Here is a 14,240-nt window from a genome sequence, read left to right on the forward strand (position 1 = left end):
AATTCATCCTCTGAGCGGCTTTTTTACAATGGCGGGCCACCAGACACGAGGTACAGCCGATGAAAATCGCACTGATGATGGAATTCTCACAGGCGGCCAAGAACCCGATGGTTCTCAAAGAGCTGCAGGATGTGGCAGCACAACAGAACCATACCGTATTCAATGTCGGCATGGACGGGGACAACGACCACCGGCTGACCTACATTCACCTGGGCATCTGCGCCAGCCTGCTGCTCAACAGCAAGGCTGTCGATTTTGTCGTATCCGGCTGCGGCACGGGCTCGTCAATCCCATCAATTGAATGGCGCGATGCCATCTGAAAGAACAATGAGAATCCATCTGATTCATATTCATAACTTATTGATTTATAAAGATTTATTGACTTTTTGACGAAAACTCATACACTTCTCCCCCATATGCGGCGCCGGATTCCAGAACGCCGCTGAATACGGGTACACAGGAGAATCACATGAAAGGCGACGCCCGGGTCATACAGCTTCTCAACGCTCTGCTGACCACGGAACTGACCTCCATCAACCAGTATTTCCTGCATGCACGGATGTACCGCAACTGGGGCCTGGAGGGGCTGAACGAGAAGAGTTACAAAAAGTCCATCAAGGATATGAAGCAGGCCGACGAGCTGATCGAGCGCATTCTGTTCCTTGAGGGCCTGCCCAACCTGCAGCAGCTGGACCGCATTCGTATCGGCGAACACACCGAGGAGATGCTGCGCTGCGATATGGATCTGCAAGTTGAGCAACTGGCAAAACTGCGCGAGGCCATCGCCTATTGCGAGCAAGTGCAGGACTACGTCAGCCGCGATGTCCTCGAAGATATCCTCGAGTACGAGGAAGAACACGTCGACTGGATCGAAACCCAGCAGTACCTGATCAGCAACGCCGGTCTGGAAAACTACCTGCAATCGCAAATGTCGTCCTGAGACTGGGAGGAAGCCAATGAAAGGCAATGACAAGATTATCGCTGCACTGAACGGCCTGCTGAGCTTTGAGCTCGCGGCGATGGATCAGTACTTCATCCACTCGCGCATGTACGACGACTGGGGTCTGCAGAAGCTGTTCGAGCGTATCGATCACGAGTTTGACGATGAAAAGGCCCACGCCGCGGCCCTCATCGAGCGCATTCTGTTCCTTGAGGGCGTGCCCGATATGGTCACCCGCGAGCCCATCAACGTGGGCAGCACGGTACCGGAGATGCTGCAGAGCGACCTCAATGTAGAGATTGCGGTTACCGCGGCGCTGAAGGATGCCATCAAGCTCTGCGAGGACGAGAAGGACTACCAGACCCGCGAAATCCTCGGCAAACTGCTGGAAGACACCGAGGTTGACCACACCTGGTGGCTGGAGAAGCAACTGGGCCTGATCGACAGGATTGGCCTGCCGAACTATACCCAGTCCCAGATGGGCTAAGCGCTGTCCACTGGCCGGGGAATCCCCGGCCCCCCCTTACCAACACTCACACACCCGGCACTCATAGAGCCTCGTATTACTGGCGGCAAGTGCCCTGCGCCACCTCTGCACCCACGGCACCGCAAATACGAATTTTTCTTATTTGCATTTACAGTTTTTGTGTCACCCCATAGAATGGCCCCCACTTTTAGAACACAACTCTTGGGGACCCTGATGAAAAAGCCGTTGCCGGTGGCGATATCCAGCGCCATTCTCGCCTCTTCCGTTTTGACCACACCTGCCGCCCTGGCGCAGAGCGCATCGGCCAATTCACTGGAAGAAATGATCATTACCGCCATTCGCGAGGATCGCAAAAGTCGCGGGGCGACGGGGCTGGACCTCAGTATTTACGAAACGCCGCAGTCACTGACCATCATCAATGCAGAGACCATTGAAGAGTTTGGCCTGACCAATATCAATACGATGCTGAAGATGGCCACCGGGGTGAACGTTGACTCCACCGAAACCGACCGCACGTCATACAGTGCCCGCGGTTTCGACATCACCAGCATGCACATCGACGGCGTGGGCATGCCCTTCGGTAACCTGATCGTGGGCGATATCGACACCGTCGTTTACGAAAATGTCGAAATTATCCGCGGCTCCAACGGCCTGATCACCGGCCTCGGCAACCCCTCTGGCACCATCAACTATGTGCGCAAGCGCCCTACCAATGAACTGGAAAGCAGCGTCAAGCTGACCGGCGGCAGCTGGGACAACCAGCGGGCGGAAGTGGATGTCTCCGTGCCGCTGACCGAGAGCGGCTCCTGGGCGGCCCGCGCCGTCCTCGCCTACCAGGATTCCGACAGCTGGCTGGATCACTACAGCAACAACCGCCAGGTAGCCTACGTAGTAGTGGATGGCCAGTTGACCGACAACCTGACCCTGGCCGCCGGCTACACACACCAGGACAACAACAGTGACGGCGTGCTGTGGGGCGCCGTGCCGGCGCTGTACAACGACGGTACAGCGATTGACTACGACGAATCCACCAGCACCAGCATGGACTGGACTTACTGGGATACCCAAAGCGACGAACTGTTTGCCGAACTGGGCTGGCAGATCAGCGACAACTGGCGCCTGACCACCTCCGCAAGGCAGACAGACTACGAAGACAATTCCGAGATTTTCTACGTCTACACCAACACCGGCGTCGGTCTGGACCCGGAGACCGGCCTCGGCCTGTTCGGCTATCCCGGCAAGTACGCAGACGAACGCGACAGCCTGGTCCTCGACGCCAGCCTCAACGGCACGTTTGAAGCCTGGGGGCAGCAGCACCAGCTGCAGTTCGGCTACAGCAGCGCCAGCAGTGAATCCGAAGGCCTGTCCTACGCGGCACTGAGCGGCTTCGACATGATGCCCGCCTTCCCCGGCTGGAGCGGCCGCGAAGTGTCGCGTCCGAACTTCGCCGCCCCCATTATCGCCGCCGAACAGGATATCGACCTGGACCGACTCTACGGCTCCCTGATGCTGGCGCTGACGAGCAACTTCAACCTGATCCTCGGCGCCAGTGCCGTCGACTACACCAATGACGGGGTAAGTTACGGGGTGTCTACCAGCTCCACCGAAGACGGCACCAATCCCTACATCGGTTTCACCTGGGAAATCCTGGACGGCCTGAACGCCTACGGTAGCTACAGCGACATTTACCAGCCCCAGTACGTGCAGGGTGAAAACCTGAGCCCGCTGGGCTCCGCGGAAGGTAAAAGCTACGAGGTGGGCCTGAAGAAAGCCTTCAGCAACAACACCCTGCTGACCCTCGCCGTATTCAGTACCGAGCAGAGCAATCTGGAGGAGTTCAAGGAGTACGGCGATGGCGATGGTATTGACGATACCGACTACAGCGACGACTTTGACTACTCCATCTACCGCGGCATCGATGTGGAATCGGAGGGCGTGGAAATTGAACTGGCGGGACAGCTGACCGACGAACTGTCGGTGCAGGCCGGCTACACCCACCTCTCACTGGAAGATGAAAACGGTGACGAGGCGCGCACCTTCATTCCGCGCAACACCTTCAAACTGCTGATGAGCTGGAATCCGCAGGCCCTGCCGGACCTGAAGATGGGGCTGTCCACCCGCTGGCAGGACGATATCTACTTCGATTCCGCCTACGGCCGTATCAAGCAGGACAGCTACGTTGTTGTCGGTGGTTACGCCAGCTACGCCATCACCGACGGCCTGTCACTGAGCCTGAATGTGGACAACATCACCGACGAGGATTACTTCAGCTCGGTCAAGTACGAACAGGTTTTCTACGCCGCACCGCGCAGCGTAAACGTGTCAGCCAGCTGGCAATTCTGAGTTTCAGCAGCAGTACGGAATCGACCTGACGATTATACCGGTATCCCGATTCGACTCGGGATATCGTCGATCTGTGCCCTACCGCACCGACAGGCCGCGCGTCCCTGCCCAGACTATACCAAGAAGACAAGGCAAACTGATGCTCAAAGGAGTAACAGTACCTGGCTGATTGGGATAAGGGGCGATGACCTACTGTGTCGGGATAATACTGGATAGCGGCCTGATATTCGCGTCAGATTCCCGGACCCACGCCGGCGTCGACAACTTTGCCAGCTTCTGCAAACTGAGCCTTTTCGAGCAAACCGGCGATCGGGTTATCGTACTGCTGAGTTCTGGCAATCTCGGCGGCACCCAGGCAGTCATCAGTCACCTCAGGCAGCAGGGCGCGCGGCCTGATTGCCCGAGCCTGTGGAACGCCGGATCCATGTTTGACGTTGCCTTGCTGGTTTCGGACGCCATGCGCCTGGTGGACAAACGCGACGGGCCGCACCTGGCAAAAAATGAGTCCGGGTTTCACGCTTCTTTCATCCTCGGCGGGCAGATCAAGGGCGAGCCGCCGCGCCTCTTCCGCCTGTATGCGGAAGGGAATTTTATCGAGGCAGGAGACCAGACTCCCTATTTCCAGACAGGTGAAACCAAATATGGAAAGCCCATTATTGACTGGGCTATTACCCGCTCAACCACCCTCGGTGACGCCACAAAATGTGTCCTTGTCTCCTTCGAATCGACCATGCGCAGTAATTTATCGGTCGGTATGCCGATCGACCTGATCTGCTATCCACTCGACAGCCTGGCAGTGACCATGCGTCGGCGCTTCGATCCGGGCGACCACTATTTTACGGCACTCAGCAAAGAGTGGAATGCCGGCATACGTGAGGTCTTCAGCCACCTGACCGACCTGGAATGGTAGTCCTGGCCGGAAATGGTGAGAAAGAGCACAGAAGCATGAAAAATGAAACAGAAGGATAGGCTGAGAAAGGCGGAAACGCCGTTGATCATTACCTGCGAGCATGGCGGCAACCAGGTGCCGGCGCGCTATCGCCACTTGTTCAGCCACTGTCGCAGTTTATTGAAAAGCCACCGCGGATTCGACCCCGGAGCCCTGGTCATGGCCAGGGCCCTGGCCAGGCATTTCTCTGCTCCGCTGCTGACCTCCACGGTCAGCCGTCTGGTAGTGGACCTGAATCGCTCGATCGGACACCGAGACCTGCATATGGAAGCGATTCGCGCGCTGCCCACCGACCTGCGGCAAGAGATCGTAGAGCACTATTATCGCCCCTACCGCAAGGAGGTCGAGCGCCTGGTTGCAGAGAGCATTGCCCTGCGGGGCCGGGCCATTCATTTTTCCTGTCACAGCTTCACCGAAAGACTGGACGGTAGTGTGCGCCACGCCGATGTCAGCCTTCTCTATGATCCCGCCCGAAAAAACGAAAAAGTCCTGTGCGCGAAGTGGAAGTCTGCACTTACTGCCTCTGCACCCGACATTGAGGTGCGCCGTAACTATCCCTACCAGGGGCGCAATGATGGCCTCACCTCGGCACTGCGGAAAAAGTTCTCCGCGGACACCTATCTGGGCATCGAACTGGAGCTCAACCAAAGGCACCTGCTGTGCCCTTCCAGGCAATGGTTTGCGCTGCGGCAGTTAGTCATCGCGACGCTGAATACTGCACTCGTGGACTGTCATGCATGATAGATCACCCCACCCAATACCTGCACAGAGTGGAGCCCACACCATGAAAATTCGCATTGGCTACGACCTGATATTCGAATGCCCCAAACCGACACCAATGATCCTCACCTTGAAAGTGCACTCCAGCAGGGCTCCGGATCTGCTAACTCCCGACACAATACATACCGACCCGCCGGGTTCCATTGCCACCTACGGCGATAGTTATGGCAACCAGTGTGCAAGAATCGTCGCCCCGAAGGGCGTGCTGCATTTATCCGCGGACGCCACGATCAATGACAGCGGCCTGCCCGATACAGTGAAACCGCAGGCAAGTCAGACCCCGGTAGAGCACCTCCCCGATGAAGCGCTGCTGTTTCTGCTCGGCAGCCGATACTGCGAAACCGACTCTCTGGTGGATACCGCCTGGCAACTGTTCAGCAACAATGTCACTGGCTGGTCCCGCGTCCAGGCTATCTGCGATTTTGTTCACAGCCATATTGAATTCGGCTACCAGCACGCGCGCAATACCAGAACCGCGAGGGAAGTCCTGCAGGTGAGGCAGGGGGTATGCCGCGACTTCGCGCACCTCGCCATCGCCCTGTGTCGCTGCATGAACATCCCCGCCCGCTACTGCACAGGATACCTGGGGGATATCGGCATTCCACCGCCCTACGGGGAAATGGATTTCGCCGCCTGGTTTGAAGCCTATCTCGATGGCCAGTGGTATGTGTTTGATCCTCGCAACAACACACCGCGCATAGGGCGTATTCTCATCGCCCGCGGTCGCGATGCCGCCGATGTAGCCATCAGCACAGCCTTCGGACCCAACATACTCAGGTCATTCAAGGTGCACACCGACGAGATGGGTACAGCCTTGGCCGCCAATCCCGTCGTGACAATACCGTTGGCAAAGAGTCCCTTACCTCGCCTTTAACACCCTCACTCTTGCCGGGTCGGCAACGGTGAGGCGGGATACCCCCGCAGAAGACATGTCACTCCTGCTCCAGCAACAGTGTTTCACCAATCTGTGCCGCCTGGATGGCCTCTTCGCAGAAGGGGAAACGCACCCAGCCCTTCTCCGCGTACAGGCGGGTCTGGTCACTGTAGTGCTCCGAGGTCGGCTGCACACTCTGTGAATGGGTCAGGATGGTGTCCGCGATCGGGCAGTCGCTGCCGTCCCAGGTCACGACCTGGATATAGGAGTTGCCGGCGCGCGGATTGCGGTAGCCTCCCTCGTCGAGATCGACGCTGATCGCGCCGAATACCCCCATCTGGCCGGAGCCACCGTGGATGGGTACCGGTTCGCCATTGCGCTCCAGAAACTGCACCTCGCCCCAGGGAGCATCCAGTGCCACATTGGCGTCGCCAAGGCGCTGGCGGGCCGCCAGCAGTTTTTCGATCACCAGCTCGCGATTGGCCGCCACGCCGGTGTCGATGCCACGGGGCGTATTGAGCGGGTCGGTGGCGGTGAAGTCCACGGCCCAGAACTCGTCGCTGACCACTACGTTCTGGAAGGCGCTGCCGTAAGTGTCGCGAATGCCGCCCCAGAATTCGGTGAACACCTGGGCGCCCCGGCTGTCCACGTCAACCTTGCGATCCCAACTGGCCAGTACACTACAGGTTTCTGACAAAGCCTCACGGGTAGCCGGGTCGAGCGGATTTGAGAGATCGGCGAGCCGGTCTTCACAGATCGCCAGCACATCGTCGAGCACGATTTCAGCCGCATATACCCGGTTCAGGTACATCACGGTTTTCATGTCATCCAGGCTGAACAGCGGTGCGTCGCCGATGCCGTCGCTGCCCGCCAGCCGGTCGGCGATCATATTGTGGGTGATGCGGGTGCGCAGGAATTGCTGGTTCCCTTCATGGCCCATCCAGCCGAACACCACAGGGAAGCCTTCCAGCGGCATGGTGGCGTCGCTCAGCCAGTAGCTGTTGTTGCTGTTGCCGACAGCACCGCGCCCGAGAATTTGCGGGTGGGCGTCGAGGCCGTAGACATTGGTGCCTGCGGGCGCATCGGGGTCCTCACCCCACTCGCAGGCAGAACGGCTGCCGTCCAGGCCGATGAAGGCATTGGTGGACACACTGGCCACGATGGCCATGATGCCGGTCTGGCAGTCGTCCAGTTGCGCCTGGGTGACCCGCGGCACCGCACTGATCTGGCCATAGAACATGCCCCCGTGACGGTCGGCGGCAAACTCGTGAAACACCGGGTTGCCGATATGGCGCAGGGCCTCGCGGTACTCCTCTACATTGCTGGCCTGGGATTTCTCCACCCACTGGCGCAACGAGCGCAGCCCGGTATCCAGGTTGGCGTCGCGCAGGGTCACCAGGGTGCCGGCGAAGGTGGGCCAGCCGCCAATGGCCGGATTGATGCCCGCCAGGTCCAGCACCAGGCCATAGTGGGTGCTGTAGAAGGTGCGCTCCACCGTCACCAGTGATCCGTCGTCCTGCAGTTCCTCGGCAGCCACGGTGCGGGTTTCGATATCCCGCCACTCGCCATCGTAATCGTACTGCATGGGGTTGTCGGGATTGAGTGTCACCTCGTACAGGGTAAAGCGGGTGGCGTAGTCCACCGTGTGGGTCCAGGCCACGTCGCGGGTAAAACCGATGCCGATCCAGGGCAGGCCCTGCAGCGACGCGCCAGCGGCATCGTACTCCCCGGGAATGGTCAGGTGGGCCTCGTACCAGCGGCCGGAGCCGTTCCAGGGTTGATGGGGATTACCCAGCAACATGCCGGCGCCGGACTGGGTGGCATCTGCACCGAGGGCGATGGCATTACTGCCCACTTCACTCGGGCGAATAGTCTGGCCAACGGCACTGAGGTCACCGGCGAGGCCGGCGCGCACACCCAACTGGTCGACGCTGACGACCTGCATTTCGGGCGGGCCCTGCACCGCAAGGATGGCGTCGCGCACGATGCCCTGGTCGGTACTCGCCTGCAGCGCGATCTTGCGCAGGTACATCATCAGGTCCAGTTCGTCGAAGGCGTACACCCAGGGCTCTCCCCGACAGCCGTTTTCGCCCTCGGGCAGGCCGTCGACACCGGTCTCGTCCAGGTAGCGGTTCATGCCCGCGGCGAAACCGGTAACCAGGTCGCGGTCCCGCTGCGGCAGCGAGTCAAAATAATCGGCCTTGAACTCGTCGCGGCTGCCATTGATAAAGCGCCACAGCAAGTCGCGGTCGATATCCTCACCGGTCAGTTCCGCCCAGCGCCCGCCAGCCAGGGCAATCTCGTGCATGGTGACGCAGAAATTGTCCTGGGAGTAGGCATAGCCGTAGCCATAGCCGAGGCTGCCCCAGTCTTCGGCCTTGATATGGGGAATGCCGTACTCTGTGCGGCGAATCTCGGCGCTGAACCCGGCGGGTTCAAGCGGTGGCTCGACGGGTGGCCCGGGGTTACCGCCATTGTCCGTCATGCTGTTGTCGCTACTGTCGCTACAGGCCGTCAGCACGAGCGACAGGGCGAGAACGGGCAGCAGGGTTGCGTGGCGCATGGTTTTTCTCCTTATTGTCTGGTGTACGGCGCCAATACTAACGCATCGCTGCTGGCGATGGACCCTGAATACCTGCGACGAGACACTGGAAGTGATAGATTCGAGTACCGGCGCCATTTGACCGACCGTCCCTGCAATCGGGAGGCCTGGTATACGCCACCGCGAGCGAGCGCTGTGGCGAACAATGGCTACACACCAATGTGCACGAGGTTTATGCGGATGAATGCCAAGCTTAAAGGCCCCTGGTCAGAACAGCAGATTGCGGACTTTTTCGCCGAGTCGGTCTTTCCCTTGCGCCTTGCGGCGGTGGCCCCCGACGGTTTCCCCGTGGTGGCCTCCCTCTGGTACCTGTTGCAGGGCGACACCCTGCACTGTGTATCGCACCAGGATTCACGCCTGATCGGCTTGTTGCGCGACAACGACCGGGTCGGCTTCGAGCTGGCACCCAACGAACCGCCCTACCACGGCGTGCGCGGGCAGGGAATTGCCACCTTGTCGCCGTTGGGCGAGCGCGACACACTGGAGAAATTGCTGGTGCGCTACCTGGGCGATACCAACTCGACGCTGGCCCAGTGGCTGCTGTCGCGCCAGGCCGAGGAAATCCTGATTGCAATTAAACCATCGCGGCTTTTCAGCTGGGATTACCGGCAACGCATGGAGGATGTCGCGACGTAGCCTTACAGTGCGACTACGCTGGCAGAATTGCAAAAGCCTAATCACCAACCAATAAGGATAAGAAATGAACAAGCGCGTTGTTGTCTGGGGCACAGGGAATGTCGGTCGCCCCGCCATCAGGGCGGTGCTGGCCCATCGCGATCTGGACCTTGTGGGAGTCATCGTCTCCAATCCTGCCAAGGTCGGACGCGACGCGGGCGAACTGGCCGGCATCGATCCAGTCGGCCTAACCGCGACCGACGACTGGCGAGCGGTGGTAGAACAGGATGTCGACTGCATCGTGTATGCCGCGAACGCGGATACCCGCGGCGAAGCGGCCTTCATCGAACTGATCTCGGTACTGGCGGCCGGGATCAACGTGGTTTCCACGGCGTTTTATCCGCTGCTCTACCCCCGGGGACAGGGCGCACTGAGGGAAGCGATCGATCCGGTGGAAGCAGTCTGCCAGCAAAACAACAGCTCGGTCTTTGTCTCGGGCATTGATCCCGGCTGGGCCATGGACATCCTGCCGGTACTGTTGAGCGGCGTCGTTTCCGATATTGAGGAAATCCGTATGCAGGAGATCTTCAACTACGGCCTGTATGACCAGCCGGAAGTGGTAAGAGAAGTCATCGGCTTCGGCAAATCGATGGATGAGCTGCCGCGAATGCTGGAGGATTCGGCGATGAAAACGGTGTGGGGGCCCATGGTGCAACTGGTTGCCGCGGCTCTCGACTACCCCCTGGACAGCATCGAGACCGCCGTCGAGCGGCTACCCCTTGAAAAGGACATCGATGTCCCGGGAATGGGCCTGTTCGAGAAAGGCACCCAGGGCGCCTTCCGCTTCGAGGTACGGGGCATGCGCAACGGCAGCGCCCGGATCGTGGTGGAACACATTACCCGGATAGACGACGACTGCGGCCGCGACTGGCCCTATCCCCATGAAGGCCGGGGTTGCCACCAGGTCATCATCAGCGGCAACCCGAAGCTGGTGGTTAGCTGCCACGGCGAGGACCCGGTTGAACCCGGCCCGGCTGGCGGTGGCAACTGCTCGGCAGCCAATCGCCTGGTCAACGCAATACCCGCTGTGTGCGCCGCGAACCCGGGCATTCTATCGCCACTGGACCTGCCCACTGTGCACGGCGGAGCCCAGTTGAGGGTGTGAGCCCCCGCTCACGCCCCGGGATCTCTGGCCAGGCGTACCGGGATTCCACTCATGCGCGGCATGGCATTGATACTGGCCCGTTCACTGGCCGTAGTCAGCAGCAGGTTGGTATTGGAGCCCTGCGCACCGTAGTCGGATTGCCCCGGCAGGCCACCGAAGCCGTGTGGAATGGCAATGACGCCCGGGCGCAGCGCCTCGTCAGTTTTTACCCGCACCGGAATGCTGCCGTGGGCGGAGGCAATGGTCACCGCTTCTCCATCGCTAAGCGCTTCCGCCGCCATGTCGTCAGGATGCATATAGGCGTAGTTGCAGGGTACCCGCGCGCGAATCGAGGGCAGGTCTCGCCCGGCGGAATTGAGTGTATCGCGCAGGCGACGTACCGCCATGCGATAGGGGAACGCCGCCCCGCCATCGTCGCTCGCCAGCACCTGCGCCAGTTCATCGGCAACGTCGTCCGGCAGCAGACTGAAGCGCGCCGTATTGCCGGGCTCCGCCGGCAGGACATACTGGGGCTCGTCGTCGTAGATACCCCGCTCTGCCGCCTGCAATGTCGCAAATGGCACAGGCGCGTGGCGCGCGGCTATCGCCAGCACCTCGTCGGTGGTCGGCGGCACATCCATGGGCAGCGGCGCGTCCATGTAGTGCAGTTCAACGCCCAACCGCCTGGCGAGGCCCCAGAAGTACAGGTGGTCATCCACCACCTCCGCGCCCGCTGGCGGACTCGCCACCGCCGGCGTATAGCGGGTGTAGGGCGCGTGCGTCACCAGGGATTCATAAATGAAAATCGGTAAGTCGGGACGCTCATAGTGCAGGCTCGGCGGCAACACATAGTCAGACAGCTGTGCCGTGGTGGTCATGAAAGGCTCGATAGTCACCAGCAATTCGAGCGAGTTGAGCGCCTCTACGATCTTTTCCTGGTCGGGAACCGCGGAAGCCGGGTTACCGCCGTGTACGATCAGTGCCCGCAGCCGGTCAGCGCCAGGCTCGAGGATTTCATCAGCCAGGATGCCCGTGGGCAACTCACCGTCGATCAGGCCATAGCCACCGATACGACTGCGGAAGCCGCCCTCCCACCAGCGTCCGGCGGGCATAACCTGGGCATGGCGCGGCCAGCGCGGTAGCAGTACACCTGGATTGGGAATGGCCTCCCCCTCCCGCAGGAAACGCCCGCAGACCACGTTGAGCGCTTCGATCAGGTGTTCCGACAAATTGCAGAAGGCCGACATATCCGGGCCGGTGGCGCTGCTGGCCGCCCCCCGCGAACAGTCGTGGGCGAACAGGCGCGCCGCGGCGACCAGGTCATCGGCAGCGATGCCCGCCCGCTGTGCCACGTATGCGGGCGTGAAGGGGGCTACCGCCCCGCGCAGTTCCTCCAGTTGGCCAGCGTGAGCGGCGACAAAGGCGCGGTCTTCCCAGCCCCGGTCAAGAATCACATGCAGCAGGCCCGCCAGGATACTGGGATCCTCACCGGGGAGGGACTGCAGGTGGATGTCGGCAAATCTGGCGGTTTCGGTTTCGCGTGGGTCAATCACAATGACCTTCATGCCCCGTTCGCGCGCCTCCTTCATGCGCTTGACCGGATTGCGGGTGTCAAAGCCGTTGTGGCTCACTGTGAGCAGGGGATTGGCGCCCACCAGCAAAATTACTTCGCTGCGCGCGAAGGGGTCCTTGCCCGCCGGCCACACGCCGATCCGGCCCGCAGCCACCGTTTTCGCGGATTGATCGATGGTGACCGACGAAAAGTACTTGGGGCTGCCGAGGCGAGCCAGCAGGTCCTGTAACAGGGGCTGCGAGGACGCGGTAAAGAAGCCGCCGCCGCCCTTGTAGCCGCCTATGGCATGGGCACCGTGGGCGTCGCGAACAAGCGCCAGTTTCGCGGCAATCTCATCCAGCGCCTGCTCCGCCGAAATCGCCTGGAAGCTGCCATCGGGCTGGCGCTTGAGCGGGCGCAGAATACGACTTTCGGCGCGCGCCGCCTCCACCGCCTTGAGCCCCTTGAAGCAGGCAAAGCCGCGGGTCTGGGGGTCGTCGTGATCGCCGCGGATCGCGAGCAACTGGCCCTCGTCATCCGTGGTCACCACAACGCCGCAGTGGCCCATGCACATACGGCAGAAGGAGAGAGATTCCCGCATTACTGTTAGCCTTTTTTGCATGCCGGTAGGCTGCAGATTAGCAAGAACAGGAAGGGGTACAACGACCCTTCCCCACTACAGGCGGGGAAGCGGCAAAATGTTCACCGGGGGTTTTAGTAGGTGTACCGGCGAGGGCCTGACAGCTCGAACCAGCCGCTTCACAGAATTACCTTCAGCCGTGACATGAAATTAGTTACCCGCCGCGTGGGCATATTGTCTGCCATTTGCCGCTAATAGAGATACCAACTACTCGCGGCACGGAATGTCCCGAGCATTGCTGGTGAAATCCTTCTCTATTTCATCTGGTACAAGGAATGGACACTATGAAAAAAATGATACTGGCAGTAGTCATCGGCACGCTTGCAGGTGGTGCGTACGCCTTGCCAAATGGCAAGCCGTTTCAGGAGCTGGCTGCACAGGTAAATGACCTGCAGCAGGAAGTAGCCGCGCTTGAAGAAGCTATGGAGGCAGGCGACGCTGAACTCCGAAATGAGATTGCAGCTATTGCTGAAAAGCTGTACCTACTGGGCCAGTTGCAGAATCAGATTGACAGCTTGCGTACAGATGTCGACCTGAATGCGGGGGAAATTGGCCAGCTAAGCGATGACATATACTCCCTGCAAACGGATGTAGATGCGGACATAAACACACTGGCGCTGGCACTGGAAACTACTGATGCTGCGGTAAAGACGGTGGCAGAGAATCTTAGCCAGGAAGTGGCTAATCGCATCGAGGCAGACGAAGACGCAGAAGAACGCCTGGCCGTACTGGCGCAAATGGTCGCGACCGGTGAGTGTGGCGATGGCGCCTATGTCACCAGCGTGAGCGAGGACGGCACTATAAACTGCGCATCGCCCGTGATTGCCGGCACCGGATATGATTACCAGAATCTGACCCAGCATACACCGGTATTCACACTGCAGCCGAGCTCAGGTCGAAACCTCAGTATCACCTGCCCTGCCGGGACAGCTTATATCGACGGTGGCTATAACATGAATGGCAACAACGGCGGTGCGATCGCGCTGGTGACGACTAACGCCCCGGCATTCACACCAATAGCACAGGAGAACGGCAACCAGGAAATGGTACTGGATAGCTCTGTGTATCAACGCAGAGTGTACTGGTTTGCCAATGGCTTTGATGTCACCGCCACCCAGGCGGTGAACCTGTTTGCTATCTGCAAGGTCCTTCCCGCAGCGGATATCCAGGCGCCTGATGAGGGTGAGGACAATGGCGACGGGAGTGGCGGCTCAGGAAGTGGCGGAGGCGGCCTCACCGGCGAACGCTGAGAAGCCACTGACAGACTGGCAAGCACTCAGCTATCCAGTCATCTGAACCGACGGGGCGGGGTGT

The 14,240-nt window shown here is 60.0% G+C and carries 12 protein-coding genes; 10 read left to right on the forward strand and 2 right to left on the reverse strand.

The window, feature by feature from the left end:
* The first annotated feature begins 59 nt into the window (after positions 1-59).
* From FVW59_RS10715 to FVW59_RS10745, 7 genes are all read left to right on the forward strand, one after another.
* Positions 60-320 (forward strand): RpiB/LacA/LacB family sugar-phosphate isomerase, encoded by a 261-nt coding sequence (locus FVW59_RS10715; protein WP_246139702.1) that lies wholly within the window; start codon positions 60-62, stop codon positions 318-320.
* 149 nt (positions 321-469) lie between these two features.
* A complete protein-coding gene (gene bfr, locus FVW59_RS10720) occupies positions 470-940 on the forward strand; it encodes a bacterioferritin (protein WP_148064262.1) in 471 nt (156 codons plus the stop codon).
* Between the two features lie 16 nt (positions 941-956).
* A complete protein-coding gene (gene bfr / locus FVW59_RS10725) occupies positions 957-1,427 on the forward strand; it encodes a bacterioferritin (protein ID WP_148064263.1) in 471 nt (156 codons plus the stop codon).
* A 213-nt stretch (positions 1,428-1,640) separates the two neighbouring features.
* Positions 1,641-3,770, forward strand: coding sequence for a TonB-dependent siderophore receptor (locus FVW59_RS10730; protein ID WP_148064264.1), 2,130 nt, complete (start codon positions 1,641-1,643; stop codon positions 3,768-3,770).
* 184 nt (positions 3,771-3,954) lie between these two features.
* Positions 3,955-4,680 carry a proteasome-type protease gene (locus FVW59_RS10735; protein WP_148064265.1) on the forward strand — a complete coding sequence of 242 codons (726 nt, stop codon included), beginning with the start codon at positions 3,955-3,957 and terminating at the stop codon, positions 4,678-4,680.
* 42 nt (positions 4,681-4,722) lie between these two features.
* Positions 4,723-5,460: an N-formylglutamate amidohydrolase gene (locus FVW59_RS10740; RefSeq protein ID WP_148064266.1), complete on the forward strand. Its 738-nt coding sequence runs from the start codon at positions 4,723-4,725 to the stop codon at positions 5,458-5,460.
* 43 nt (positions 5,461-5,503) lie between these two features.
* Positions 5,504-6,373: a transglutaminase-like domain-containing protein gene (locus FVW59_RS10745; RefSeq protein ID WP_148064267.1), complete on the forward strand. Its 870-nt coding sequence runs from the start codon at positions 5,504-5,506 to the stop codon at positions 6,371-6,373.
* 58 nt (positions 6,374-6,431) lie between these two features.
* Here the strand turns inward: FVW59_RS10745 and FVW59_RS10750 are convergent, their stop codons facing one another.
* Positions 6,432-8,936: a penicillin acylase family protein gene (locus FVW59_RS10750; RefSeq protein ID WP_187275847.1), complete on the reverse strand. Its 2,505-nt coding sequence runs from the start codon at positions 8,934-8,936 to the stop codon at positions 6,432-6,434.
* Between the two features lie 219 nt (positions 8,937-9,155).
* Here FVW59_RS10750 and FVW59_RS10755 point away from each other — a divergent pair, with 219 nt between their 5' ends.
* Entirely contained in the window at positions 9,156-9,611 is a 456-nt protein-coding gene (locus FVW59_RS10755; protein ID WP_148064269.1) for a pyridoxamine 5'-phosphate oxidase family protein, read from the forward strand.
* Positions 9,612-9,675: 64 nt separating this feature from the next.
* Positions 9,676-10,755 (forward strand): NAD(P)H-dependent amine dehydrogenase family protein, encoded by a 1,080-nt coding sequence (locus tag FVW59_RS10760; protein ID WP_148064270.1) that lies wholly within the window; start codon positions 9,676-9,678, stop codon positions 10,753-10,755.
* Positions 10,756-10,763: 8 nt separating this feature from the next.
* On the opposite strand, the gene FVW59_RS10765 is transcribed toward FVW59_RS10760, so the two are convergent.
* On the reverse strand, positions 10,764-12,887 hold the full coding sequence (locus FVW59_RS10765; protein WP_222711471.1) for a molybdopterin-containing oxidoreductase family protein: 2,124 nt from the start codon (positions 12,885-12,887) through the stop codon (positions 10,764-10,766).
* Between the two features lie 323 nt (positions 12,888-13,210).
* Here FVW59_RS10765 and FVW59_RS10770 point away from each other — a divergent pair, with 323 nt between their 5' ends.
* The gene (locus FVW59_RS10770; protein ID WP_148064273.1) at positions 13,211-14,176 is read left to right on the forward strand and encodes a hypothetical protein; all 966 of its coding nucleotides are present in this window, start codon (positions 13,211-13,213) and stop codon (positions 14,174-14,176) included.
* Positions 14,177-14,240: the final 64 nt, after the last annotated feature.

It is taken from the genome of Parahaliea aestuarii (assembly GCF_008064635.1).
Lineage (GTDB): Bacteria > Pseudomonadota > Gammaproteobacteria > Pseudomonadales > Halieaceae > Parahaliea > Parahaliea aestuarii.

Excerpts from the sequence above, each read along its gene's own strand:
- FVW59_RS10740 (WP_148064266.1), top strand. The coding sequence starts at position 4,723 with ATGAAACAGAAGGATAGGCTGAGAAAGGCGGAAACGCCGTTGATCATT.
- FVW59_RS10750 (WP_187275847.1), bottom strand. The coding sequence starts at position 8,936 with ATGCGCCACGCAACCCTGCTGCCCGTTCTCGCCCTGTCGCTCGTGCTG.
- bfr (WP_148064263.1), top strand. The coding sequence starts at position 957 with ATGAAAGGCAATGACAAGATTATCGCTGCACTGAACGGCCTGCTGAGC.
- FVW59_RS10755 (WP_148064269.1), top strand. The coding sequence starts at position 9,156 with ATGAATGCCAAGCTTAAAGGCCCCTGGTCAGAACAGCAGATTGCGGAC.
- FVW59_RS10735 (WP_148064265.1), top strand. The coding sequence starts at position 3,955 with ATGACCTACTGTGTCGGGATAATACTGGATAGCGGCCTGATATTCGCG.
- bfr (WP_148064262.1), top strand. The coding sequence starts at position 470 with ATGAAAGGCGACGCCCGGGTCATACAGCTTCTCAACGCTCTGCTGACC.
- FVW59_RS10715 (WP_246139702.1), top strand. The coding sequence starts at position 60 with ATGAAAATCGCACTGATGATGGAATTCTCACAGGCGGCCAAGAACCCG.
- FVW59_RS10745 (WP_148064267.1), top strand. The coding sequence starts at position 5,504 with ATGAAAATTCGCATTGGCTACGACCTGATATTCGAATGCCCCAAACCG.
- FVW59_RS10765 (WP_222711471.1), bottom strand. The coding sequence starts at position 12,887 with ATGCGGGAATCTCTCTCCTTCTGCCGTATGTGCATGGGCCACTGCGGC.
- FVW59_RS10760 (WP_148064270.1), top strand. The coding sequence starts at position 9,676 with ATGAACAAGCGCGTTGTTGTCTGGGGCACAGGGAATGTCGGTCGCCCC.
- FVW59_RS10730 (WP_148064264.1), top strand. The coding sequence starts at position 1,641 with ATGAAAAAGCCGTTGCCGGTGGCGATATCCAGCGCCATTCTCGCCTCT.
- FVW59_RS10770 (WP_148064273.1), top strand. The coding sequence starts at position 13,211 with ATGAAAAAAATGATACTGGCAGTAGTCATCGGCACGCTTGCAGGTGGT.